This window comes from Tenacibaculum sp. (assembly GCF_050290165.1).
In the GTDB taxonomy this organism is placed as follows: Bacteria; Bacteroidota; Bacteroidia; order Flavobacteriales; family Flavobacteriaceae; genus Polaribacter.
Map to the genome: position 1 here is coordinate 69,747 of NZ_JBNKHD010000006.1, position 25,620 is coordinate 95,366.

General features: G+C 32.3%; 27 protein-coding genes. 8 read left to right on the forward strand and 19 right to left on the reverse strand.

What is annotated here, in order from left to right; translation table 11 throughout:
• Positions 1 to 76 precede the first annotated feature (76 nt).
• From lepA to ACQY6M_RS07190, 4 genes are all read right to left on the reverse strand, one after another.
• Positions 77 to 1,873 (reverse strand): translation elongation factor 4, encoded by a 1,797-nt coding sequence (gene lepA, locus ACQY6M_RS07175; RefSeq protein ID WP_428742615.1) that lies wholly within the window; start codon positions 1,871 to 1,873, stop codon positions 77 to 79.
• Between the two features lie 120 nt (positions 1,874 to 1,993).
• Entirely contained in the window at positions 1,994 to 2,194 is a 201-nt protein-coding gene (locus ACQY6M_RS07180; protein WP_428742616.1) for a hypothetical protein, read from the reverse strand.
• Between the two features lie 17 nt (positions 2,195 to 2,211).
• Positions 2,212 to 3,603, reverse strand: a complete 1,392-nt coding sequence (locus ACQY6M_RS07185) for a radical SAM protein (RefSeq protein WP_428742617.1) — start codon at positions 3,601 to 3,603, stop codon at positions 2,212 to 2,214.
• A complete protein-coding gene (locus ACQY6M_RS07190) occupies positions 3,584 to 4,336 on the reverse strand; it encodes a prolipoprotein diacylglyceryl transferase (RefSeq protein WP_428742618.1) in 753 nt (250 codons plus the stop codon). The genes ACQY6M_RS07185 and ACQY6M_RS07190 overlap by 20 nt, the downstream gene beginning before the upstream one ends.
• Before the next feature lie 65 nt (positions 4,337 to 4,401).
• Here ACQY6M_RS07190 and dusB point away from each other — a divergent pair, with 65 nt between their 5' ends.
• On the forward strand, positions 4,402 to 5,403 hold the full coding sequence (gene dusB, locus ACQY6M_RS07195; protein WP_428742619.1) for a tRNA dihydrouridine synthase DusB: 1,002 nt from the start codon (positions 4,402 to 4,404) through the stop codon (positions 5,401 to 5,403).
• A 75-nt stretch (positions 5,404 to 5,478) separates the two neighbouring features.
• On the opposite strand, the gene ACQY6M_RS07200 is transcribed toward dusB, so the two are convergent.
• The 6 genes from ACQY6M_RS07200 to ACQY6M_RS07225 form a co-directional block, all read right to left on the reverse strand.
• On the reverse strand, positions 5,479 to 6,681 hold the full coding sequence (locus ACQY6M_RS07200) for an ABC transporter permease (RefSeq protein WP_428742620.1): 1,203 nt from the start codon (positions 6,679 to 6,681) through the stop codon (positions 5,479 to 5,481).
• A gap of 39 nt (positions 6,682 to 6,720) precedes the next feature.
• Positions 6,721 to 7,116, reverse strand: coding sequence for a 30S ribosome-binding factor RbfA (gene rbfA / locus ACQY6M_RS07205; RefSeq protein WP_428742621.1), 396 nt, complete (start codon positions 7,114 to 7,116; stop codon positions 6,721 to 6,723).
• Positions 7,117 to 7,137: 21 nt separating this feature from the next.
• Positions 7,138 to 7,785 (reverse strand): response regulator transcription factor, encoded by a 648-nt coding sequence (locus tag ACQY6M_RS07210; RefSeq protein ID WP_428742643.1) that lies wholly within the window; start codon positions 7,783 to 7,785, stop codon positions 7,138 to 7,140.
• A gap of 52 nt (positions 7,786 to 7,837) precedes the next feature.
• Positions 7,838 to 8,587 (reverse strand): sensor histidine kinase, encoded by a 750-nt coding sequence (locus ACQY6M_RS07215; RefSeq protein ID WP_428744936.1) that lies wholly within the window; start codon positions 8,585 to 8,587, stop codon positions 7,838 to 7,840.
• Positions 8,588 to 9,174: 587 nt separating this feature from the next.
• Positions 9,175 to 9,864: a hypothetical protein gene (locus tag ACQY6M_RS07220; RefSeq protein ID WP_428742623.1), complete on the reverse strand. Its 690-nt coding sequence runs from the start codon at positions 9,862 to 9,864 to the stop codon at positions 9,175 to 9,177.
• 333 nt (positions 9,865 to 10,197) lie between these two features.
• Entirely contained in the window at positions 10,198 to 10,824 is a 627-nt protein-coding gene (locus ACQY6M_RS07225) for a hypothetical protein (protein WP_428742624.1), read from the reverse strand.
• 86 nt (positions 10,825 to 10,910) lie between these two features.
• Between ACQY6M_RS07225 and mce the strand changes: the two genes are divergently transcribed.
• From mce to truB, 5 genes are read left to right on the forward strand one after another with little or no spacing between them, the layout of a single operon-like run.
• The gene (mce, locus tag ACQY6M_RS07230; protein ID WP_428742625.1) at positions 10,911 to 11,315 is read left to right on the forward strand and encodes a methylmalonyl-CoA epimerase; all 405 of its coding nucleotides are present in this window, start codon (positions 10,911 to 10,913) and stop codon (positions 11,313 to 11,315) included.
• Positions 11,316 to 11,374: 59 nt separating this feature from the next.
• Positions 11,375 to 12,253, forward strand: a complete 879-nt coding sequence (locus ACQY6M_RS07235; RefSeq protein WP_428742626.1) for a cell division protein FtsX — start codon at positions 11,375 to 11,377, stop codon at positions 12,251 to 12,253.
• 12 nt (positions 12,254 to 12,265) lie between these two features.
• A complete protein-coding gene (locus tag ACQY6M_RS07240; protein ID WP_133538000.1) occupies positions 12,266 to 12,508 on the forward strand; it encodes a DUF3098 domain-containing protein in 243 nt (80 codons plus the stop codon).
• 2 nt (positions 12,509 to 12,510) lie between these two features.
• Positions 12,511 to 13,305 (forward strand): undecaprenyl-diphosphate phosphatase, encoded by a 795-nt coding sequence (locus tag ACQY6M_RS07245; RefSeq protein WP_428742627.1) that lies wholly within the window; start codon positions 12,511 to 12,513, stop codon positions 13,303 to 13,305.
• Positions 13,306 to 14,001 carry a tRNA pseudouridine(55) synthase TruB gene (truB, locus tag ACQY6M_RS07250; protein ID WP_428742628.1) on the forward strand — a complete coding sequence of 232 codons (696 nt, stop codon included), beginning with the start codon at positions 13,306 to 13,308 and terminating at the stop codon, positions 13,999 to 14,001.
• On the opposite strand, the gene ACQY6M_RS07255 is transcribed toward truB, so the two are convergent.
• The 4 genes from ACQY6M_RS07255 to ACQY6M_RS07270 all read right to left on the reverse strand — a co-directional run bounded on the left by ACQY6M_RS07255 (position 13,985) and on the right by ACQY6M_RS07270 (position 16,570).
• Positions 13,985 to 14,293, reverse strand: coding sequence for a hypothetical protein (locus tag ACQY6M_RS07255; protein ID WP_428742629.1), 309 nt, complete (start codon positions 14,291 to 14,293; stop codon positions 13,985 to 13,987). The genes truB and ACQY6M_RS07255 overlap by 17 nt on opposite strands.
• A 41-nt stretch (positions 14,294 to 14,334) precedes the next feature.
• Positions 14,335 to 14,814 carry an ABC transporter ATPase gene (locus ACQY6M_RS07260; protein WP_428742630.1) on the reverse strand — a complete coding sequence of 160 codons (480 nt, stop codon included), beginning with the start codon at positions 14,812 to 14,814 and terminating at the stop codon, positions 14,335 to 14,337.
• 89 nt (positions 14,815 to 14,903) lie between these two features.
• On the reverse strand, positions 14,904 to 15,494 hold the full coding sequence (locus tag ACQY6M_RS07265) for a thioredoxin family protein (protein WP_428742631.1): 591 nt from the start codon (positions 15,492 to 15,494) through the stop codon (positions 14,904 to 14,906).
• A 110-nt stretch (positions 15,495 to 15,604) separates the two neighbouring features.
• Positions 15,605 to 16,570, reverse strand: a complete 966-nt coding sequence (locus ACQY6M_RS07270) for an NAD-dependent epimerase/dehydratase family protein (RefSeq protein ID WP_428742632.1) — start codon at positions 16,568 to 16,570, stop codon at positions 15,605 to 15,607.
• 184 nt (positions 16,571 to 16,754) lie between these two features.
• Here ACQY6M_RS07270 and ACQY6M_RS07275 point away from each other — a divergent pair, with 184 nt between their 5' ends.
• Complete coding sequence (locus tag ACQY6M_RS07275) at positions 16,755 to 17,279, forward strand: hypothetical protein (RefSeq protein WP_428742633.1); 525 nt, start codon at positions 16,755 to 16,757, stop codon at positions 17,277 to 17,279.
• Here the strand turns inward: ACQY6M_RS07275 and ACQY6M_RS07280 are convergent.
• The 5 genes from ACQY6M_RS07280 to ACQY6M_RS07300 all read right to left on the reverse strand — a co-directional run bounded on the left by ACQY6M_RS07280 (position 17,266) and on the right by ACQY6M_RS07300 (position 24,515).
• On the reverse strand, positions 17,266 to 17,736 hold the full coding sequence (locus ACQY6M_RS07280) for a regulatory protein RecX (RefSeq protein WP_428742634.1): 471 nt from the start codon (positions 17,734 to 17,736) through the stop codon (positions 17,266 to 17,268). The genes ACQY6M_RS07275 and ACQY6M_RS07280 overlap by 14 nt on opposite strands.
• A 70-nt stretch (positions 17,737 to 17,806) precedes the next feature.
• Positions 17,807 to 21,271, reverse strand: a complete 3,465-nt coding sequence (locus ACQY6M_RS07285; protein ID WP_428742635.1) for an efflux RND transporter permease subunit — start codon at positions 21,269 to 21,271, stop codon at positions 17,807 to 17,809.
• 21 nt (positions 21,272 to 21,292) lie between these two features.
• Complete coding sequence (locus tag ACQY6M_RS07290; protein ID WP_428742636.1) at positions 21,293 to 22,477, reverse strand: efflux RND transporter periplasmic adaptor subunit; 1,185 nt, start codon at positions 22,475 to 22,477, stop codon at positions 21,293 to 21,295.
• 11 nt (positions 22,478 to 22,488) lie between these two features.
• Positions 22,489 to 23,901, reverse strand: a complete 1,413-nt coding sequence (locus ACQY6M_RS07295) for a TolC family protein (RefSeq protein WP_428742637.1) — start codon at positions 23,899 to 23,901, stop codon at positions 22,489 to 22,491.
• A gap of 5 nt (positions 23,902 to 23,906) precedes the next feature.
• The gene (locus ACQY6M_RS07300) at positions 23,907 to 24,515 is read right to left on the reverse strand and encodes a TetR/AcrR family transcriptional regulator (RefSeq protein ID WP_428742638.1); all 609 of its coding nucleotides are present in this window, start codon (positions 24,513 to 24,515) and stop codon (positions 23,907 to 23,909) included.
• A gap of 93 nt (positions 24,516 to 24,608) precedes the next feature.
• Between ACQY6M_RS07300 and ACQY6M_RS07305 the strand changes: the two genes are divergently transcribed.
• Positions 24,609 to 25,613: a polyprenyl synthetase family protein gene (locus ACQY6M_RS07305; protein WP_428742639.1), complete on the forward strand. Its 1,005-nt coding sequence runs from the start codon at positions 24,609 to 24,611 to the stop codon at positions 25,611 to 25,613.
• The last annotated feature ends 7 nt before the right edge of the window (positions 25,614 to 25,620 follow it).

Sequence of the window (25,620 nt, forward strand, 5' to 3'; positions counted from 1 at the left end):
GTATACCAATTAAAAAAACCATTTTGATTAAATCAAAATGGTTTTTTTATTCTCTATTAGCTTCTTCTCAAAAAAACTAGTCATTCAACTTCAAAACTGCCATAAACGCTTGCTGTGGAATTTCTACATTTCCAACTTGACGCATACGTTTTTTACCTTTTTTCTGCTTTTCTAATAATTTACGTTTACGAGAAATATCACCTCCGTAACATTTAGCCGTAACATCTTTACGTAAAGCTTTTACCGTTTCACGAGCTATAATTTTAGCTCCAATAGCAGCTTGAATAGGAATATCAAATTGTTGACGCGGAATTAATTCTTTCAGCTTCTCACAAATACGCTTTCCTATTCCATAAGCATTATCTGCATGTAATAGAGCAGAAAGTGCATCTACTACTTGTCCATTCAATAACATATCAACACGAACCAATTTCGATGACTTCATTCCTATTGGATGATAATCAAATGATGCATATCCTTTAGAAACTGTTTTTAATCGATCATAGAAATCGAATACAATTTCTGCCAATGGCATATCAAAAATTAATTCAACTCGCTCAGGAGTTAAATAAGTTTGGTTTACAATTTGTCCACGTTTTTCTATACAAAGTGACATTACCTGACCTACAAAATCAGCTTTGGTAATAATTGAGGCTTTGATAAAAGGCTCTTCTACCCTATCTAATCTTGATGGATCTGGTAAATCAGACGGATTATTTACAATAATCACCTCATCAGGATCTTTCTTAGTAAATGCATGATAACTTACGTTAGGAACCGTAGTAATTACGGTCATATCAAACTCACGCTCTAAACGCTCCTGGATAATTTCCATGTGTAACATCCCTAAGAAACCACATCGGAAACCAAATCCTAATGCCGCAGAACTTTCTGGTTGAAATACTAATGAAGCATCATTTAACTGCAATTTTTCCATTGAAGCACGTAGCTCTTCATAATCTTCAGTGTCTACAGGATATATTCCTGCGAATACCATCGGTTTTACATCTTCAAACCCTTCAATTCTTTCTGTTGTTGGGTTTGCAAAATCAGTAATCGTATCTCCTACCTTTACTTCTTTTGCTGCTTTAATTCCCGTGATTAAATATCCAACATCCCCTGTTTTAATCTCATTTTTTACAACTTGATTTAACTTTAAGGTTCCCACTTCATCAGCTCCGTATTGCTTACCCGTTGCCATGAATTTTATTTGTTGATTCTTTTTAATAGAACCATCAATCACTCTAAAGTAGGTTTCAATTCCACGGTACGAATTATACACCGAGTCAAAAATCAACGCTTTTAAAGGTCCATCAGGATTTCCGCTTGGTGCTGGAATTTTTTCTATAATTGCTTTTAAAATATTATCAACCCCAAAACCTGTTTTTCCACTTGCATGAATTACATCTTCAGGATTACATCCTAATAAATCAACAATATCATCGGTTACTTCTTCAGGGTTTGCTGAAGGTAAATCTACTTTATTTAAGACAGGAATAATTTCCAAATCATTCTCTAACGCTAAATATAAGTTAGAAATAGTTTGTGCTTGAATACTCTGTGCTGCATCAACAATCAACAAAGCTCCTTCACAAGCTGCGATAGAACGAGAAACTTCGTAAGAAAAATCTACGTGACCTGGAGTATCGATTAAGTTTAGAATATAATTTTCTCCTTCGTAAACATAATCCATTTGAATAGCGTGTGATTTAATAGTAATACCACGTTCGCGCTCTAAATCCATGTTATCTAGTAACTGGTTTTGTTTTTCACGCTCAGTAACGGTTCCTGTATAATCTAATAATCTATCGGCAAGAGTACTCTTACCATGATCAATATGTGCAATAATGCAAAAATTTCTTATGTTCTTCATTCTTCGTAATCTAACTACTTGTGACTTGCAAAGATACTTTATTTACACAAAATAAATAGCGAAAATTTCACCTCTCTTTTAGCTTGAAAAAATATTTGATTTTATCTTAAAAATCCTTTTTTAAGCCGTCAACATACTTCCACATATACCTAAGCCAACTATTAAATATAAAGCTGCCAATATATAGAGTACTTTAGACGCTGTTTTATTTTTTTTTCTGATTGCTCCCCCAACAATTGCTAGTGCAATTGGTGGACCAAACATAATAAAACCAATAATTATAAATAGCCCTGATAAATCTCCTACTTCTAAAAACATCATATGATTAATGCTTAGTGTTATACTTTTTGTCTTAATTCTTCTAAATATTCTTTCTTATCATCCCTATAAAATAGGTTCATTGTTTCAAAAGGAATAATCTTATTGTCTTTATCTACAATATGTACACATGATTTTTTTACAGCTCTTACGTCAAAATTATAAGCATCTATAAATTGCATGATTATCACCCTAAACAAGTTGTCATATCCCAACTCTGGCGCATCGATATTTGGCAGACAACACATGATAGATTTTAAATTCTCCTCAGCTACTTCTACCGAATTCCCAGTACTAAATAGGTCAATCATTTTACCATGTAAAGTTTCATCTTGCTCATAAATAATGGTGTTTTTACTGTTATCTAGTAAATCATTCGGATTAATATATCTCGTTAACGGAAACACTTCTCCTCCTAACTTAAGCGCATACCCCATTACTAGTGCATCAGGATTACAAGGCACTGGTATTAAATCATCCGAATTAAACACACTAGTTTGCTCCATAATTTTTCTACGAACTTCTGTGAGAGTTATCCGATCTATTTCAGGATTAAAATTCTCTAATCTTCCTGCTATTTGCGTTGGTTGAAAAGTAACTCCTCGAATACATTTTTGTTCCAAGGCATAGTCGATCACTTTACCTATCTCGTGATCATTTAATCCTTTTTGAAGTGTCACTACTAAAGTTGTTGACAGGTTTAACTTATTTAAATTTTCAATTGCTTGTTTCCGTATTTTATTTAAATCAGCTCCTCTTAATTCTCTTAAAACATTATCTTCAAAAGAATCGAACTGTAAATAGACTTCAAAATCTGGCGCATACGTTTTTAATCGTTCAGCAAAAGCTAAATCTGTAGCAATTTTTATTCCATTGGTATTTAACATTAAATGCCGTATTGGTAAAGATTTAGCATAGTCTAAAATCTCCCAAAACTGCGGATGTATTGTTGGCTCTCCTCCACTTATCTGCACAACATCAGGTTCTTTTTCATTTTTAACCACAGCATCTAACATTGCTTTTATTTCTTCCAATGTTCGGTGTCTTCCATAAGTAGGAGAAGACCCTGCATAACAAGTAGGGCAAGTCAAATTACATCTGTCGGTAACCTCAACAACCGTTAAACAAGAATGCTGTTCGTGGTCCGGACATAAACCGCAATCGTAAGGACAACCATAATCTGTTTTGGTATTAAATGTATAAGGCATTTCACTCGGCTTATTATAATTACGAATGTTTTTATAATACGCAACATCATCGGCAATTAACACTTTAGAATTTCCATGCTCCCTACAACGTTTAAGCATATAAACCTTATCATCTTCAAAAACAATTTTTGCATCTACTCTTTTCAAACATTCAGGACATAAACTCAATGTAAAATCATAGTAATTATATTTTCTTTCTGGCATATTCTTTTTTTTGAATTACAAACCTAATATAATATAGCCAACAAACTATACATAATAACTGAATTGTACTTAATCCGAAGACATAAAACGTATTGGGTTTTAAAAACTCTATAAAAAAACGAAATCCAAAATAAGACAGCATAAAAATTTTAAAGAGTTCTCCAGATTGTAAAATGTACACTCTTTGCACATATCTTAAGCTTATAAATAAAACAATTAAAAACAGTAATTCGTATAACGCAACAGGGTGTCTTAAAACTCCATCACCTAAATTCATCCCTAAGAAAGATTCTGTTTGTCTTCCGTAAGTAAACTCATTAATTCCAGAAAGAAAACACCCTATTCTTCCTATAAAAATTCCTACAATTATTGGAAACACAAATAAATCTCCTGAAGATTTTATTTCTCCTATCATTTTCTTTGCAATCTCAACACCTAACAAACCTCCAAACAAACCTCCCATAATTGTTTTAGTATTCAAAATTTGAATTATATGTTCTGTGGAAAAAGTTATTAATGGATTTTCTAACACTCCCACTAAACGCGAACCAATTAAAGCTCCAATTGCAGCTCCTAAAATAATGGTTAAACGATTTTCTGAAGAAATACTGTCTTGTTCTTTTTTTCGCAAATAAAGGTAGAATCGAAACGCTATAAAAAAAGCCAAATACTCTAAAATTAGGTGTATGTTAATGGCATAACCAAATACAATAGGTTCAAATGGTAATTTCAATAAAAAAAATTGAGAGTTAAAAAACGAAAGATACGTAATTCCTTAAAAAAAAGTAACTTTGCAGCATGGTAAAAATAGGTAACATAGAACTTCCTGATTTTCCGCTATTATTAGCACCGATGGAAGATGTGAGTGATCCACCATTTAGAGCTTTATGCAAAGAGAATGGTGCTGATGTAGTGTATACTGAATTTATTTCTTCAGAAGGATTAATTCGCGATGCAGCAAAAAGCGTAATGAAGCTAGATATTTACGAAAAAGAACGCCCTGTGGGGATTCAAATTTTCGGTGCTAATCTAGACTCTATGCTTAAAACTGTTGAGATTGTTGAAAAATCAAATCCTGATATTATTGACATCAATTTTGGTTGTCCTGTTAAAAAAGTAGTTTCAAAAGGAGCTGGAGCAGGTATTTTAAAAGATATTGATTTAATGGTTTCACTTACTGAAGCCATGGTAAAACACACAAAATTACCTGTTACTGTTAAAACTCGTTTAGGATGGGATCATGATTCTATTCGAATTCTTGAAGTTGCCGAGCGTTTACAAGATGTAGGTTGTAAAGCCATTTCTATTCACGGTCGTACGCGTGCTCAAATGTATAAAGGTGACGCTGATTGGGCACCTATCGCAGAAGTAAAAAACAATCCGAGGATGCATATTCCTGTATTTGGAAATGGAGATGTTACCTCTCCTGAAAAAGCAATGGAAATGCGTGATATATACGGATTAGATGGCTGTATGATTGGTCGTGCATCTATTGGATATCCTTGGTTTTTTAACGAAGTAAAACACTATTTTAAAACAGGAGAACATTTACCAGGGCCTACCATTTCTGAACGTGTTGATATGGCACGTCGTCATTTAGAAATGGCTATCGATTGGAAAGGTGAGCAATTAGGTGTGGTAGAAACTAGAAGACATTATACCAACTATTTTAAAGGGATTCCTCATTTTAAAGAGCATCGAATGAAAATGGTTACTTCTGACGACCCTAAAGATGTTTTTGCTGCTTTTGACGAAGTACAAGCTAAATTTGGCAATGCTATTATTCCAGAGGTTGGATAACTAAAAATAAGCTTAATTTTTTACAGTATATGACCACACTAAACTTTGTAAAGTTTAGCTGTAAACGGCTTACTTTTACCCTTCAATAAAGGCTTTAGAAATTCTAGAGCTTGCAATTTTAGCAGCTAAATACCCTAATATTAATATAGTAGCAACAACCACTAATAAATTAGTCAATCTAAATTCTACGGGATATGCTAAGTTCTGTGTAATCATCAACAATCCATATTTCTGTTGAATTATCACCAAAACAACTGCCAAAACTAAGCCTATTGCCATACCTACTAAGGTTAGTAAGAATCCTTGAAATATGAATATCTTTTTTATTTCATCAATAGTGCTTCCTAAATTGTATAATGTTTTTAAGTTTTGACGTTTATCAATAATCATCATAATTATTGATCCAATAACATTAAATAAAGCTATCGCTACAATTAATGTGAAAATTAAATATGAAATGAAGTTTTCCGTATTAATCACCTTATAGTACAGCGTGTTTAGCTGTGCTCTCGTTTGCACCTTAAAATCAGCACCTAAAACTTCTTGCAAGTTTTCTTGAAAAGAATCTAAATCTATCCCTTCTTTTAATTTAAGTTCAACTCCTGATACCTGATTTTCTTTATAATCCAGCAATTCTTGTGCTAAAGAAATTGGCACATACACATATTTATTTTGAAATTCTTCTGATCCTGTATACACTCCGACAATTTGAGTAGAAACAGAACGAAACGCATTATTTGCATTGATAAAACCTTTACCTGGTTTCGGAACCAAAACTTGCAGAGGCTCACCAAAATTCAAGATTCCCAAAGACAACTTATACGATATTCCGTATCCAATTACCGCTATGTTTTTAAACTCAGGATCTAACCAAGTACCCACAGTTAAAATTGAATCAGCAGGAATAATCTGCGAGTAACTTACATCAACCCCTTTTACTTGGGCTATATGATCTTTGTTTTTATATTTTAAAAAAACTCTTTCTTCTACAACTTTAGAAAAGGCTTCAACCCCCTCCTTTTCTTGTAAAACATCATGAATTTTTGCTGAATACTCAAAAGATTTTCCTTGAGTTGCTGTAATTTTTATATCAGGATCTGAAGCGTTCAATAACGAATCACTAAAAGTTCGTAAGCCTGAAAAACCAGAGAGAATCACAAACATGGCTAAAGTACCAACAACAACTCCAAAAACAGCAATTGCTGTTATAATATTAATTGCATTAGTACTTGTTTTTGAAAACAAGTATCTTTTAGCTATGTATAGTGAAAAGTTCAAACATTAATAAATTTAGCTAGCCAAAGTACAGAAAATTTATTAACGTTTTTGACGGCGAGGTAAGATATCTGGGTTTTTAATCGGATCTACATCTTTTCCTTTTAAAGATTTATCTATTTCCTCTATATAATCTAAACTATCATCACCAAAGAACAACAATTCTGGCATTCTTCTTAATTGGTGTTTTGTTCGTTGTGCTAATTCGTGACGAATTAAGGGCGTATTAGATTTTACTCCTTGGATAATCTCATCTCTTTTTTCTGAAGGAAATACACTTAGGTACACTTTAGCAACTCCTAAATCGGCAGTAACCGAAACTTTAGATACCGATATAATCACCCCCTTCATTCCATCTTGCGCAGCACGTTGTAAAACGTCTACCAAGTCTTGTTGCAACACTCCTGCAATTTTACGTTGTCTATTTGTTTCTTCCATACTGCAAATTTAAGCATAAAATTATGGAGTATAAATTTTATTTTTAATAGCGTACATTACTAATCCCACTCTATTTCTAACATTTAGTTTTGTAAATAAACTATCTCTGTATCCATCTATAGTTTTGGGGCTTAAAAACATTTTGTCGGCAATTTCTTTGTAGGTTAACTCAGAGCATGCTAACTTCATAAAAGTAATTTCGTTTTCTTTAAATGATAAATTGTTTTTTGTATGTTTTCCTGAAACTGAATCTAGTAAAATAGTCGTTACATTTTTTGTGTGATAAAAACCATTATCCATCATTTCCAATAACGCTTTTTCTAATACATCTTTTTCAGTATCTTTTAGTAAATATCCAACAGCACCTGCTTTTAGCATTTTCAATATTGTACCATCTGCATCTTCTACAGATAATGCCATAACATGTACATGTGGATAGTTATTCACAATCCATTCAGTAGTCTCAATACCATTCATCACAGGCATATTTACATCTACCAAAACTACATCAGGAACATTTTTTGGTGAAGCTGAAAACTTCTCAGCTACTTCCTTTCCGTTTTTGCACGTGTAAAGCACTTTAAACTTATCAAAGGTATTTACCATTCCTTCAATAGCCTGTGATAACAACGTATGATCATCTACAACAACAACTGAGTATTTCATAATTTCTTAGGTTAGATTAGTTTTTTTTGTTGTTGGGGAAATACACTAGGGCTCCTTAAATATAATAATTTATTATTAAACTTGTGCCTTTTTGAGGTTCCGATATGAATTTTGCTTCCGCATTTATCAGTTTTGCCCTAGCTTTAATATTCTGTAAACCAATACCTTTTAACCTCACCCTATCCATTTCAAACCCAACACCATCATCTTTTGCTTCAATTTGAATAGAATCTTCAGAATAGTTTAAAAACACCATAAGTTTAGATCCTTTTGAATGTTTAATTGTATTGGAAAAAAACTCCTGTAAAATCCTAAAAATAACTATTCCATGTTTTTGATTAATTTCTTGCTCTTCCCCTTTTACCTCTAAACTTGCATCTATATAATTTAACCTGTTAAACCGCTCAATTTCTAATTTTAGAGCATCTTTTAACTTTACATTATTAATAAAATCTGGATTAATTACTTTTGACAACGCTCTTACTTCCGTTAAGCTTTTAGCTATGATTTCAGATATCTCTCCTATACTTTCTGGAGAAGAATGTTGTAATTGTATCTTCGCTAAAGTTAGGAGTTGTCCGATATTATCGTGCAACTCCCAACTAATATTTCTTAGTGTTTCTTCTCGTATTTCTATTTGGGCTTCTGCAATCTCACGCTCATATCGTTTTTTATTTTCAGCGCGTTCAAACAATAACTTATTTTTTCTCCGCTGGAAAACAGTGAATAATATCACCAAAAAAACAATAATTATAGTAATAACAATTGTTGCAATTATTAATATTCTTCCTTCTTGTTGCTCCATAATAACCCAAAAGAAATAATAATATTCATTAAAACAATTAAAAAATGTAAAATCGGCAATAAATTCCTATTCTTCATATAACTCCAAAAACTAAAAAAAGGAATAGCTGGTAAATGAAAAACAAGAAACCCTACCGACACCCAGAACGGTAAAAGCTCTTTATAATTTACTATTTTATCAGACAAGAGCAACTCTCTTAAATATAAAAAAGCCAAAATCCCTACATTAAATGACCCAATAATTATCGAATAAAAAAGGAACGTTTTGTTATAAAAAATAAGGCTCCAAATTACAATAAAAACAAAGAGCATAACTTTAGAAATATTCAACCTCTTTTTATCTTTTATGAGATTCTCGTATAGAAAATAAATAACTATATACTCAAAAAAGGTATAATAATGATAGATAAAAAAACTTGGCTTTTTTATCTCAGTATAATAAGCTCCAGCCAATTCAACCAAAAATGTAACCACTAAAAACAACGTTAAAACCTTTAAGAAACGTGTTTTCCTAAAAATTAAAAAAAAACAACTTAACAACGCTGCTAATAGCTGTGAATATAAAGGAAGTTCGCTTATAATCATAAATTAAAAAGGTGGTGATAATTGTCCTTGGTTCCCAGCTCCACTCAATGATTCTTCATCAAGTGTTAAAGCTGATACAAAATTTGCTTTGTTTTCTCTCAATACTCTTATGTTGTAGTTATAATCGTCTCTTTTTCCTTTTTCAAACTCTTCTTTAGTATCATATATCCATTTATATCCGTTTGAAACCAACATTTCTTTAAATGTTACCAATTTCCCTTGTTTTGCAGATTGCACAGGATCAAAAGCTATTTGTTTTCCATTTATGGTAGTAGTAGGAATATAAATCAAGTTTTGGTAAGTTTTTCCCGTTCCTTTATAATCTGGTTTTGCTGCTGAAATAAAGCTAATACCAGTTATCTTAACATTTGCCTTTTTACTCATATTTTCCACATGTGCTAAATATTTTTTAAATTGTACAAAGTCAAACGTATTTGCACGAGTATCTTCATAACCTAAAGTCTTTTCAACTGGTGCTATTCTTGTTCTATCATAATTCGACAACATTGCTACTATTTCTTTATAGTTAAGCATTTCTTTTGTTCTTCCTTCATCTGAATAACAAAATGTCCCTTCAGGAACTTGAGATCGCCAATCATCACAATCACATTTACTGTCAGTTTTTTCGCATGATACGGCAAAACTCATGACTAGAGTTAAAAATAATAATTGAAGTAGGGTAGTTTTTTTCATAATAAATTTGATTTTTTGATTTTCTAAATATAAACGCTTATTTTTTAATAAAAAAAGCACTTTTAGCAAGAAAGCCTTTAAAACTCCAACTACCAACCACTTAACACAAGGATGCAAATTCACAAACAGTGAAAACCCCCTAACCTCATCAATGTTTTAACCATTCTTTTTTCATGTCATATACTCTTGTTTTTATCTTTCAAAAAAAGTTAAACACCCTTCACAAAAAATTACTTTATTGCAAAGGGTGTTTACATGGATATTTTATCTTAGAAAAAGATTTACAATCTCAATTGTCTTTTTACTAAGGCATATAACTTATTAAAGCTCTGGCTAATAAGGAGGTGATAATTGCCCATAATTACCTGCCCCACTTACCTCATCTCCTTTTAGTTCTCTTTTTAAAAAATTCTCTTGTGTCTCTTCATTAACTTTATCTCTATTATCATAATCTTCTTTACTATCATATACCCAGTTATACCCATAACCTCCTAACATTTCTTTCATCGTTACTATTTTATTTTCAGTAGAAACTTCAGGTGCAAAAGCTATATTTTTACCTTCGATTTCAGTTGTAGGCATAAACATAATGGTTTGGTAATTTGGAGTACCTCTCTGCATTGTTTCTGGGTATGACGCTGAGACTATATTTATACCTGTTAGTTTAATCCCTTTCTCTTCTGATACTTTTTTCATATACGCTAGATATGTTTCTAAAGTTTCAATAGTATAAAAGTTAATACGTGTATCTTCATACCCCAAAGCTTTTTCTAAAACAGATTTCCTTGTTTCATCATAATGTTCTAACATTGCTACCATTTCTTTATACATAAGCAAATTTTGTGGTTTTGCAGTTTTCACTGTTTTTTCCGCTAATGCGTCTTCTGTTTTATCTTGACTACAAGACATAAAACTAACTATAGCAACCATCGTTGCTAAAAAAAAATTGGCTGTTTTCATAACGAATAACAATTTTTAAGTTAAAATTACTTAAATATAGTGCTTTCTCTCAAAAAGAATTGAATCTTCTTTCATACTTTTACCCTATGAACAAAATTGAACACATTGGTATTGCCGTTAAGGACTTAGAAAAATCGAATGCTTTATTTGCATCTCTTTTTGGTGAAGCTCACTATAAAATTGAAGAAGTTGCTAGTGAAGGAGTAAAAACTTCGTTTTTCAAATCAGGTCCTAACAAAATTGAATTATTAGAAGCTTCAAATCCTGATAGTCCTATTGCTAAATTTATAGAGAAAAAAGGAGAAGGAATCCATCATATTGCTTTTGCTGTTGATAACATAAAAGAGGAAATTAAGCGTTTACAAAACGAAGGTTTTACAGTTTTAAACGAAACTCCTAAAAAAGGAGCCGACAATAAACTAGTAGCTTTCCTACATCCTAAAACTACCAATGGAGTATTGATTGAATTATGCCAAGAGATAGAAGAATAGGATAAATTTTAAAGATTTTATATTTGTATCTTGCAACGCCTTAAAACCAGTATTTAATAATGACAACCTCTTTTGATTCTTTTCAAAAACGCCGATTACAATCTTCCTATATATCCGTTGTGGTTAGTATTGCTTTAGTCCTTTTTATGATAGGTGTTTTAGGATTGGTTTTATTAAAATCAACCAAAGTTGCCAATCATTTTAAAGAAAAAGTGGTTATGACACTTTTCCTAAAAGATGAAGTAACTGATGAAAATGTTAAAAGCCTTAAAGAATCTATTAAAAAAGAAACCTATGTAAACAAGGTTGTTTACATTCCTAAAGAAGAGGCTGCAAAAGAGTACAAAAAAGATTTAGGCGAAGACTTTTTACAGTTTTTGGGAGACAATCCTCTTAAAAATGGAATTGACATCTATTTAAAAGCAGACTATGTTACTCCTGAAAAAATGACGGAGCTTGAAACGTCTTTTGGAAAAAATCAATTTGTAGCTGAAGTAAATTATGATAAACCATTGGTGCAGTTATTAACTAAAAACATTCAACGTATAAGTTTTTGGTTGTTAGTATTAAGTGGATTCTTTGGTTTAGTAGCTATTATTTTAATCAACAGTTCTATCCGTTTATCAATTTACTCTAAACGATTTAATATAAAAACCATGCAAATGGTTGGGGCTACGAAAAGTTTTATTCGTAAACCTTTTATTTGGCAAAGTATACGATTAGGAATGCTGGGAGCTTTTATAGCTATAAGTGGATTGTCTATTGTAATTTATTATGTTGACAAGTACATTCCAACCTTAGAATTACTAACGGATTATTTAGCTTTAGGATATGTTGCAGGTGGTATTGTATTAGTTGCCTTCTTTATTACATGGATTAGCACTTTCTTTGCTACTCAACGCTTTTTAAACCTACAAACAAACGATTTATACTACTAGTATTAAGATATTATGAAAAAAGATAATTTACCAAAACAAGAATTTCTATTCGGTAAACGAAATTATATCATTATGTTAATCGGTATTGCTGTTATTGCCTTAGGATTTATTTTAATGGCAGGTGGTGGTAGTGATGACCCTAATGTGTTTAACCCTGAAATTTATGGTTGGCGTAGAATTCGTTTAGCTCCAACTCTAGTAATTATTGGTTTTGGTATTGAGATTTATGCTATTTTTGCCAATCCTAAAAAATAAGCATGGATTTATTAGAAGCTATTATCCTTGGAATTATTCAAGGACTTACCGAGTTTTTACCTGTATCATCTAGTGGGCATTTAGAATTAGCGAAAGCCTTATTTGGAGATACCTCCGTACCACAAGAAAGCTTAACTTTCACCGTAGTTTTGCATGCCGCAACGGCCTTAAGTACTATTGTTATTTTTAGAAAAGAAATTACTGAAATTTTTAAAGGACTCGTTCAATTCAAATGGAATGAGGAAATGCAATTTTCAGTAAAAATTATTTTATCAATGATTCCTGCTGTGATTATTGGACTTGCTTTTGAAAAAGAATTAGAAAGCTTTTTTGGTGGAAAAGTTTTATTGGTAGGATTCATGCTTTTAATAACCGCTGTATTACTTTTACTAGCCGATAAAGCCAAAAACACTAATGAAAATGTTTCTTTTAAAAGTGCTGTTATTATAGGTATCTCACAAGCTATTGCCATGCTACCTGGTATTTCTCGTTCAGGAGCGACTATTTCAACGTCGGTATTGTTAGGGGTAGATCGTACCAGAGCAGCTCGTTTTTCTTTTTTAATGGTGGTTCCACTAATTTTAGGGAAAGTAGCCAAAGATATTTTAAGTGGAGATATTAATTTTCAAAGTTCAGAGATTGTTCCACTTTCAGCTGGTTTTATTGCTGCTTTTATTTCTGGATTATTAGCTTGTACTTGGATGATAGCTTTGGTTAAAAAGAGTAAATTATCGTATTTTTCTTTATACTGCGCTATTGTAGGTTTAATTGCCATTGGCTATTCTTTATTTTTCTAAATGACTGCGGAAGATTACAAAAACGGACAAATTTTATTGATTGACAAACCACTAGAATGGACTTCTTTTCAGGTGGTAAATAAGCTTCGTTGGCATATTCGTAAACACTTTCATATTAAAAAAATTAAAGTAGGACATGCCGGAACCTTAGATCCGTTAGCTACTGGTTTATTAATTATTTGCACAGGTAAGCAAACCAAAAACATCAACGAATATCAAGGTCAGATAAAAGAATACACAGGTACCTTTGTTATTGGCGCTACCACACCTAGTTACGATTTAGAAACTGAAATTAACGAGACGTTTCCTACCGAACATATAACTGAAGAATTACTCCATAAAACTACAGAACAGTTTATTGGTAAAATTCAGCAAAAGCCACCTATTTTTTCTGCTATTAAAAAAGACGGAAAGCGTTTATACGAACTTGCTCGTAAAGGCGAAACTACCGAAATCAAAGCTCGTGAAGTAGAAATTAATGAATTTGAAATTACCAAAATTGATTTACCTAACGTAGAGTTTAGAATTGTGTGTAGCAAAGGAACCTACATCCGTTCTATTGCCAACGATTATGGAGAAGCCTTAAATTCTGGAGCACATTTATCCGTATTACGAAGAACCAAAATCGGAGATTTTTCAGTAGAAAATGCGCAGAGTGTTAATGAGTTTGTAGAAAAAATCACCTCTGTCGAGTAAACATTTTAAAATCAATAGAAAAGTCAGAAAATAGGTAGTAAAAAATAACAGCCACGACTATAGCTGTCAAAATCATAATAAGGTTAAATCTTTCCTTGTCTCTTTTAGCCTTAATCCTGATATTTTCTTTTATCTTTTTAAGATCCTTTTCAGAAACCTTCCCGAACTTTAAGCTAGTATTATTTCTTGTGCAAGTTTGTTTGTTTTTAAACAACCTTTTTCTATCTAACATGTTCTTTCTATTTTCTCGTAAAGTTGAGCCAACTTGACTCATATGTCCTTCTCCAGCCATAACCTATAATTTTACTTATAGGACGAGAAAAAATAAAATTGTTACAAAAATCGATTGTACCAACTTTCAGTAATAGGTACTTCCCAGTAATTTTCTAACTCACCTTTCGTTTGCACTAAGTTATCAAAAACAACTGTTTTAGCGGATACTGACTTCTTCTTAAGCAGCGTTTTAAACTCTTTTACATCTTTGTATTGGATGAACTCTCCTTGCTTAAAACATACATTCATTTTATCTAATAATTCAACCTCATACTCTTGCTGTAATTGTAAAATAAAAGCCACTTGTTGATCAATGTCTGCATTGATTAATTGAGCGTCTTCTTCCGCAGAAAAAACAATAAAACGATCGTATTTCAACTCGAAAGAAGCTTTAAAGTCAGCATCATCTTGTTTCCATACTTCTACAAAGCTTTGTAATTTTTCTTTTAATTCGTCAATTTCTTGAGGATAAAATTTTCGACTTGATGGATATACCCAAACTTTTGCTTCTTCTGATAAGGTATTGAATTCTACAAACATATTGATTCGTTATGGGCGCAAAGATACAGAAAACAATTCCCCTTCTTGAATAAAATCAAAAAGGGGAATTTATTATTGTCTCCTATTATTTATTGAAGCATTGAAATAATATCTTCTTGTGTATTTTCTCCTTTGTTTTTGTTATACCAAACCTGTAAGTTCTCTTTAAATTCGGCATCTAAACTTCCATTCTTAGCTTTATAATCAGCTACCATTTGTGTAGCTAACGTAGGCCTTGGTCCCCAAGTATTAATTACTTCTTTCTCTTCATTTAAAGCAATTAATTTAGGAATAGACCTTCCTCCATTGGTTAAAAAAGCATCCATCAACTCCAAGTTTTCATCTCGTAAAACCAATTTAAAATCGATGTTCGGATTTTCAGCCGCTATTTTATGAATCACAGGGATGTTTTGTGCTGCATCACCACACCACCCCTCTGTTAACACCAACCAAGTTTGAGGTTCTTTTACATCTTTAATTTTAGCGATGGTTTCCTCAGTAAGTTTAATTGTTTTGTCCAAACGCTTCATACGCTTGTCGTTTAACTTACTGTAGTTTAACAAATCATCTGACTGATTGGGTCCAGTAGATTTACCTTCCGTTAATAAATCGCTTACTAAGCTTCTATACTCAGTGTACGACAATGCTCTTTCTAAGCTTTCTTCAATAATTTTTTTCATCAGTAACATATTGCTATACAAAAATATTCCTTCTATAGTAAAGAATAAGTAACCTAGGTTACACTTCACGATAAAACTTGAATACCATAGACGAAAGAAAGAATGTAACCTTACATCTCTGTTGACTCTCCCGCTTTTGCTTGTAAATTCGTAATGATGTCTTTAGTCATAGAAGCTAAATCAAACTGATGTCTCCATCCCCAATCTTTTCTTGCTGCCGAATCGTCTATTACCTGAGGCCAACTATCAGCAATCGCTTGTCTAAAATCTGGATTGTAAGTAATGGTAAAATCTGGAATATATTTTCTAATCTCTTCAGCAATTTCTTTTGGTGTAAAACTAATTGCCGCTAAATTGTATGAAGTTCTTGTTTTAATCTTTTCAGCATCTGCTTGCATTAACTGAATGGTTGCATTGATAGCATCATCCATATACATCATAGGTAAGCGAGTGTTTTCAGATAAAAAGCATTCAAAAGTTCCTTTTTCTATCGCTTCGAAATAAATATCTACTGCATAGTCTGTAGTACCTCCACCTGGTAATGTTTTCCAACTAATAATTCCTGGGTAACGAATACTTCTTACATCTACCCCGTATTTTTCATGATAATAATTACACCAATGTTCACCTGCCACTTTACTAATCCCGTAAACTGTAGAAGGTTCCATAATAGTTTGCTGTGGTGTATTCATTTTTGGAGAAGTAGGTCCAAATGCTGCCATAGAACTAGGCCAGTATACTTTTTGAATATGCTTTTCTTTAGCCAATTCTAATACAGCTAGTAATGAAGTCATGTTTAAGTCCCAACCTTTTAATGGGTATTTTTCAGCTGTTGCTGATAACATAGCTGCCATTAAATACACTTGGGTAACCTTATATTTTTGAATGACACTTAAAATTTGCTCTTGGCTTGTAGCATCGATAATTTCAAAAGGACCAGCGCTCATCATTTCTGCATTTCCTTCTCTAATATCAGAAGCTATCACGTTATCTTTTCCATAGATAGAGCGTAATTTTTCAGTTAATTCTGTTCCAATTTGCCCGCAAGCTCCTAAAATTAATATGGTATCACTCATTTTAAATTATTCAAAAATATATGGCTGCAAAGTTATTAAATTTAAGATTTCGTAAAAAGTATTTATTCTTTTTTAACTATCTACAATACAGAATGCTAATACACTGATTTCAAACTTATAATTTAATCTTACAAATAATGCCAAGTAAAATATGTATTTTTATCGCTTTAATTTCTTGAGTAAAATGAGTCGTTTTTTATTAGTTATTGCTTCGTTGCTACTTTTTGTTTCTTCATGTCAAAAAAAGAAATCTCAAAAAACAGAACTACCTACTAAAACTGAAATGAATATTTCTGTTAAGCATGCTGATTACTCTAAAATAAAGGAAGATTATGTAAAAGAAATTAAACCTTGGAAAGAATACTTTGTAGTCGAAGACTTTTTACAGGAGTTAAAAAACACAACCCCAACAGAAGCTTTAAACAACGCTTTAGAGCTTAAAACTCTTACCAAACAACTTAAAGATAGTTTAAATATAGAAATTCTTAAAACACCTGCTTTTAAGGCTCGTATTAATGTTTTTGAAAACGAAACGTTGCGTTTGGCCGATATGACTTTTATTCCTTCTATTTCTGCCGATGAAGTAAACAATCAAGTTGAAAAAATTATGGTGATTTTTGGAAGTATGAATGATAAAATTAATACCGTTTACACTAAGAAAAAATTTGATAGTGAAATAAATATTGACAGCTTATTTAAGAATCAATAGTTTTTAAAGCTTCATAGACTAAGTTACTTTCAAACCCTCTGTACAACAGATAATCGGCTATTTTCTTTTTTCGTTTAAATTGATTGGTTTCGGATATAGATTCGTTCTTTTTTTCAACCAACTCATATAAGGTTTTGATGTATTCTTCTTCATCAATTTCTTTCAATGCTGATTTTATATTGTAGATCGAGATATCTCGAAATTTCAATTCTCTAACAATTCGTTCTTTTCCCCACTTTTTTATTCTGAACTTTCCTCTGGCGAAGCTTTTTGCAAAACGCTCTTCATTTAAAAAATTATGCTCTAATAAATGCAATAAAATATGCTCTCTCGCTTCCGGAATCAAACGGTATTCTTTCAGTTTTTCTTCCACTTCCTTATGACATCGATCTTGATACACACAGTAGTGTTCTATCTTCCTCTTTATTTCCTCAATTGTAAAAACCTGTTTATTCATAGCACGAAAATATAAAAAAGGGTTAAAAACAATAAGTTTTTAACCCTTTTCGTAGTTAACAAAAAATCAATTATAAAACGCTACGTAACCACATTTTGAACTTAGTGATTAAGTAGAATAATATCGGTACTACAATTAATGTTAAGAAGGTAGCGATAAATAATCCATAAATAACTGTCCATGCTAATGGACCCCAGAAGATTACGTTATCCCCTCCAACATATACGTGTGCATCTAGCTCACTAGCTAAGGTAAAGAAATTAATATTCAATCCTGTTGCCAATGGAATCAATCCTAAAATAGTGGTAATAGCCGTTAATAGTACTGGACGCAAACGAGCTCTACCTCCTCTTATGATTGCTTCTCCTAAAGTATTTATATCAACAAACTCATCTGCTGACAATCCATGTTCTACTTTCTTTCTATCAATCAATAACTGGGTATAATCCAAGAGGACTACTCCGTTATTTACCACAATACCCGCAAGTGAAATGATCCCCATCATTGTCATCATAATTACGAATGGTTTTGCGGTAATTATCAATCCTCCAAAAACTCCGATTAAACTTAAGAAGATTGCTAACATGATAATTGCAGGTTTTGAAACAGAGTTGAACTGGAAAATTAAAATCAAGAAAATCAATCCTAACCCACCAAAAAACGCTTTCATTAAGAATGCCATTTGCTTGTTTTGCTCCTCAATTTGTCCTGTGTAATCAATTTTTACTGAATCTGGTTTTTCAGTAAACGTCTTCATTTCATTTTGAATTTTAGAAACAATTGCTGCTGCATCCGTATACCCCGGTGCTAAAGCTGAATACACTGTTACCACTCTTTTTACATCTTTATGCTTAATAGCACTAAAACCAGATGTATTAGTTTCTTCGGCTACTGCTGATACAGGAATTTCCTTAATCGTTCCTGTAGCCATATCTCTAAAGGTAATCTTTTGATTGAAAATAGCACTCTTGTTATATCTATTCTCTTTATTAAAACGAACATAGATATCGTAATCATCACCATCTTCTTTATAGATTCCTGCCTTCGCCCCAAAAATAGCATTACGTAATTGACTTCCTACTTGAGAAGAGCTAACACCTAATTCACCTGCTTTTTTACGATCAACATTTACCAACATTGAAGGCTTAGACTTATTCACATCTATTTTTAACTCGTCGATACCTGCTATACTCTTAGAATTGATAAAATCACGCATTTTCTCAGCAGTATTGATCAATTCAGCATAATCATCTCCCTCTAATTCGATATTAATTGGATATCCAGCAGGAGGCCCTACAGCTTCTTTTTCAACCGAGATTTCCAATCCTGGATAAATTCCACGTAAAGCCTCAGTTACTTTCTTTTGCAACTCTTTACTATCCGCTCCTCTACGATCCTTATACTCACGCATTGACGCTGTAATTTTTCCTCTATGAGGCATCTCTGCTGTTGAACCTCCATCAGTTTGTGGGTTTCCTGAACCTGCTCCTACTTGAGAAACTGCACTCTCTACCAAGAAATTATACCCTTTATCAACATATTCAGGTGAATTCAACACTTTATATACACGCTCTTCCAAATCTTTCATTATCAGATTTGTTTTTTCAATATCGGTTCCTTGAGGATACTCGATATATACAATAATCTGGTTTGGTGTGTTATCTGGGAAAAATTCTACTTTAGTCCTCTGACTTCCAATTGAAGCCCCAAATCCTCCAAAAGCTATAATCAATAGCACAAAAGTTGCTACAGAAATTATATACGGTCTCCATCCTTTAAGAGATCCTCTCAACACTCTTTCATAAAAACGTTCCCAACGTGGTAACACCGTATTTTGAAAACGATTTGCCCATGGTCTTAATGCCAAACGGTACACCCATAACATAATCGAGGTAAAAATCATCACTGTACCTAAAGCTCTATACGTTCCCCCCAACAAAGCTATTAACAAACCTATGATTGCCATAGTAGACGATAAGATAATGATACGTCTTAACGGCATATTTTTATCTTCCACACTCATAAATTGTGACACCATTACTGAGTTAAAGAAAATAGCTACAAATAATGAGGATCCTAATACCGCAGAAAGTGTTATTGGGAAATACTTCATGAATTGCCCCATAGTTCCAGGCCACATTCCTAAAGGAACAAAAGCTGCTACAGTCGTTAATGTTGATATAATAATTGGGAATGCGATTTCTCCGATTCCTTTTTTAGCTGCTTCAATTCTAGGCATCCCTTCATCCATTAAACGATACACGTTTTCAACAACTACAATACCATTATCTACCAACATACCCAGCCCCATAATTAATCCGAAAAGAATCATGGTATTCATCGTGTAACCAGCCCAACTCAATATCATCAACGACATAAACATTGACATAGGGATAGCAAACCCAACAAATAAGGCATTTTTGAATCCTAGGAAGAACATCAATACCAATACCACTAAGATTACCCCGAAAATGATGTTATTTACTAAATCGTCTACTTGTCCAATGGTTTTAGAAGATTGGTCATTCGCAACAGTAACTTTTAAATTACTTGGAAATACATCTGCTTTGGCATGCTGAACAATTTTTTGAATTTTTTCAGCTGCCTCTACCATGTTTTTCCCTGAACGTTTTTTTACATCCAACATCACTACTGCCTCTCCAAACTCACGTGCATACGTAGTTTTGTCTTTATCTTTAAAAGATACTTTTGCGATATCTTTTAAATAGATTGAGTTTCCTTTTTCAGATTTTACCACAAAATCTTGTAATTCTTGTGGATTTTCAATTTCCCCTAAAATTCTTATAGTTCTTCTTTGTCCACTAGCAATTAAATTTCCTGCAGACATCGTTAAGTTTCCTCCATTTATAGAATTGATAACATCTTGAAAACTTACTCTTGCCGCCATCATTTTATAAATATCAACAGCTACCTCAACTTCTTTTTCTTCAGCACCACGGATATCAACTTTTTTAATTTCAGATAAATCTTCGATTTCGTCTTCTAAATATTCACCGAACTCTTTTAATTTTTCAACCGGATAATCTCCCGAAATGTTGATATTTAAAATTGGCATTTCTTCTGAAAGGCTTAACTCGAACACATTAGGTTCTACCTTAGCACCATTAAATGTAGGCCAGTCTTCACTCGAAGTTTCTTGGTCTATTTCATCTTTTACCTTTTGTTTTGCTTGATCTACTGTAATTTTCTCGTCAAACTCCACAATTACCATTGAGTAATCTTCTTGCGAGGTAGAAGTGATTTCAACCACATTACTTACCGTTTTTAGCCTATCTTCAATAGGGTCAGTAATTAGTTTTTCTATGTCTTCCGCTGTATTTCCAGGATACAGAGAACTAATATAAATTTTAGTTTCTCTAATTTCAGGGAAATTTTCTCTTGGCATGCTTAAAAAAGCAGATATACCAAAAATAAAAATGATTACCATCATTACATAGATGGTCATTTTATTATTAATTGCCCAAGAGGATAAGCCAAATTCTTTATCTACTTGTTTTTTTTGTTTTTCAGTCATCAGTCGTGTAACTTTAATGAATTATTTTGCGTCTTGAGAAGCCGTTAAAATTTTTACTTCTTGTCCATTTTTAACACTACGTGCTCCTTCTTCAATAATTATTGCTCCGCTTTCAACTCCGCTTAAAACTTCTATAATATCTCCTTGAGTTTTCCCTGTACTTATAATTGTTTGCTTAGCAGTACCTACCTGATCTTTTATATTTTCAACCACATAAATGTATTGCTCTCCATTTGCATTTTCAGAAATGATACTTTGAGGAATTAATAATGCTTTTTCGTTTGAGTAATCGTTAATTTTCAACTTAGCAGTTAAGTTAGGTTTGATTTTACCATCTTGATTTGGAACACCCACCTCAACTTTGAAAGTTCTGTTTGCTGGATTGATAAAATTCCCCGCTTGACGAATCTTTGAAGTCAATTTTTCTCCTAAAATTGGGAACTCTACTTCAACAGCTTTTCCTTTTTTGATAGAGGTTATATAGCTTTCAGGTACATCTGTTTCTATATACATATCTTTTAAGTTTACAATTCTGAAAACTTCAGAACCCATACCTGGAGCAACCACAGTACCTTGCTCTTTAATTACGTCATCTATAACTCCAGAAAATGGTGCTGTAATTACTGATTTAGCTAATTGTCTTCTTAATTGGCTTGCTGCATTTGTTTGCGCTTCATAACTAGTTTTAGCTTGTAAAAACTGAATTTCAGAACCTATTTTTTGCTCCCATAAACGTTTTTGACGCTTGTACGTAGTTTCTGCTAAAGCTGCTTGCGCTTCAACTTGTGCTAATTGATTTGCTAAACCTCCGTCATCAATTTTAGCTAAAGTTTGTCCCTTTTTTACATATTGTCCTTCTTTAACATAAATGCGTACTAACAGTCCTGGCATTTCAGGATATATTAAAACATTTTGTTTCGTTTGAACATTTCCTTGTAACTCTAAGTAGTGATTAAACACTTCTTCTTTAGCTGAAAGTACGGTAATTAAAGGAACTTTTTTATTGGTATCTAGCTCAGAAATTTTATCGTTTAAAACTTTGATCTCATCTGCTAATGTTTGCATTTGCGCATCCAACGACACTTTTTTCTCTCGAATTTTCGCTAAATCGTTAGAAGCAATTACATCTTGAACAGATTGTTCTTTTTTACCTCCACATGAAGCTAAAAGAAGTGTAATTATGAATAGTGAATATATTTTTCTCATTATAGTTGATTTTATTTTAGTGGTATGTTTAATGCGTTTTCTAGTTGTGCTTTTTTAGCAATTACATTCAACATAGATTGTACGTAATTGTTTTGTTGTGTGTATAACTGGTTTTGTGCCTGTAATAGATCAAAACTTGAAGAAATCCCTTCAAAAAACTTTACTTGTTGTTTCTTTTCAATTCTTTCTGCTAAAGCCAAGTTTTTCTTAGCTGTTTCATAATTCTCTATTCCTAATTGATATTCGCTCTTTGCAGTTTTTACTTGTAAGTTTAATTTTTGCTTTGCTTCTTCTAATCGAATATCAGCACTCTCTAATTCTATTCTTGCTTGCGCAGTTCTTGAACTTCTACCGAAACTACTGAATATAGGTACGTTTAAGCTTACACCAAATAAAGAATAGTCAAACCATTTTTGATCGCTGCTGAAAAAATTAAAGTCATCAGAGTTTGCGTTTGCTCCATAATTTATAAAAGCCGATAAGCTAGGCAAAGCCTTACTTTTTTCAAACTTCATCAATAAACGTTTACTCTCTCTGTCGTTTTGAGCGATTTTAAAATCAATATGATTGTCAATATTAAATTGTGTGCTTAATAAACTTAAATCAGTGTTCTCAATAACCAAGTTATCTAAGTTAGAAGTCAGTGTTAGTTTTACATCGATTGGATTTCCTAACGATATGTTTAGCATTTGATAAGCAATCTCTTTTAACCTCTCTGCATTTCTTAAATTACTTTCAATATTTCCTAAAGTAATTTGTAATTGCTCTACATTTTCTAACTCCGTTAACCCATTATCATAGGTTTTTTGGGTTTCGTCTAAGTTTTTTTCAAGAACTTCTTTATTTCTTTCTAAAATCTCTATCGTTTTTTCAGTAATCAATACATTACCATAAGCATTAACTACTGCCTCTCGTGTTGCTAACTCTGTCTTTTCCTTAGCTTGTTCAGAGATTTTTAAATAAGTTTTTGCTGATTGCAAGCCTACCAAATACGAACCATCAAAAAGCAACTGAGTTAAAGTTACAGAAGCATTCATTGTTTGCTTTGTTCCAAAACGTAATGGTATAAAACCAGTTGGCGATGTAACCTCTTTACCATTTCTTGTTGCACCATCAAAATAATCTTCAACAACGTCTATGGTACTTTGTGTATTATCAAAAGCTGCAGCTGGTAGTAAAGATACTTGTTGTTTTAACCAATTTTGATAATCTACCTTTCCATTAATTTGAGGTAATCCAATCGTGGTAGTTTCCCATTTTTTCTTTTTTGCCGCCTCTATATTGTTTAAAGAGACTTTATTTTCGTAGCTGTTCTTTATAGCATAATCAATAGCTTCTTGCATTGATAAACTCATTTCTTTTTCTTGAGCAAGTATAAAACTCGTAAAAAAGAACACAAATACACTGTATATGTATTTCCTCATTGTTTTTAATTTAGATTTATATTCTTTAATTGTTTTTCTAATTCTTTCACTCCTTTTGCTGTAGCAATTGCTCTTATGTGATATTCTAAAATCTCATACTCAATTTGCATTACCTGTTGCATGTCGTTACTGTACAATTCACTTTCAAACACTCCAAAAACCAACGTGAAATAAAAATTCACTAAAAGATCTCTTTTAATTTCTGGTCTGTACAATCCTTGGTTAATGCCTTTTTCTAAATTATCTATATTACAATCTCTAAACATACATACCTCACGTTCTATTAACTTCGTATAAGTTTCCGGGTAATACTTTTTTAATTGAAACATGGGTGAAGTCTTGGCATTTTTAAACATCTCTTTAAAAATTGCTTTTACCGCAAACTCTTCCTCTACTGCATTGTAATTTTCACTTTTAACTTTATTAATCGTTTCACTAATTGTATTATGAACTGCCTCAGTACTTGCATCTACTAAAGCTGTTTTATTAGGAAAGTACTTGTATAAGGTTTTTTTAGATACCCCAAGTTCTCTCGCAATATCATCCATCGTTGTGCTTTTAAACCCTAAGGTTAAAAACATTTCTCCTGCTTTATCTATTATTTTATCTACCATAATTGCCTGCAAAAGTACAACAGGAAACTTTAGAAACAAAAAAAGTTTCCGGAGTTTTAATCATTTTTTAACATACCCTTATAATTAAAATTTATGTTTACCGTATTTTTACAAAAATTTTCAGATTTGGACATACTATCATATCAATCAGACTTTATCACTTATTTAGAATCTCAGAAGTTTTCAAGAGAACCTAAAAACCTTTATGAACCAATAGATTACATTCTTCAATTGGGAGGAAAAAGAATCCGTCCGTTACTAACACTTATTGCTTCAGATGTTTTTTCTGGTGATTATCAAAAGGCATTACCTGCAGCATTAGCTGTTGAAGTTTTTCACAACTTTACTTTAGTGCACGATGATATTATGGACGATGCCCCTTTACGAAGAGGAAACGAAACGGTTCATGAAAAATGGAACATTAATACAGGAATTCTTTCGGGTGACGCTATGCTAATTTTAGCCTATCAATATTTTGAGAATTACGAGCCTGTGGTTTTTCAAAAATTAGCTCAGCTTTTTAGTAAAACAGCTTTAGAAGTTTGTGACGGTCAGCAACTGGATGTAGATTTTGAAACCAGAAATGATGTAACCATTGACGAATACATTAAAATGATTACCCTTAAAACTTCTGTTTTAGTTGCCGCTGCTTTAAAAATGGGAGCTATTGTTGCTAAAGTTGATGAAGAGCAAGCACAACACTTATATGACTATGGATTGAATTTAGGTATTGCTTTTCAGCTACAAGATGATTACTTAGATACGTTTGGTGATCCTGAATCTTTTGGAAAACAAGTAGGAGGAGATATCATTGAAAACAAAAAAACATACCTTTATTTAAAGGCTTTGGAAGTAGCCAATGCTAATGACAAAGAAAACTTACGTGTTTTATACAACGGAAAACAAAAAAATAATACAGAAAAAATAGCGGTTGTTTCTTCTATTTTTGAAAAGAATAATATCCCTGAAGAAACACACAAACTTATTGAGTATTACACAAATAAGTCATTCGAAAGTTTAAACCACTTAGACATTAGTGATGAGAACAAAGAAGGTTTACGTGCCTTTGGTATGAATTTAATGAGTAGAAAAGTGTAAAAAAATA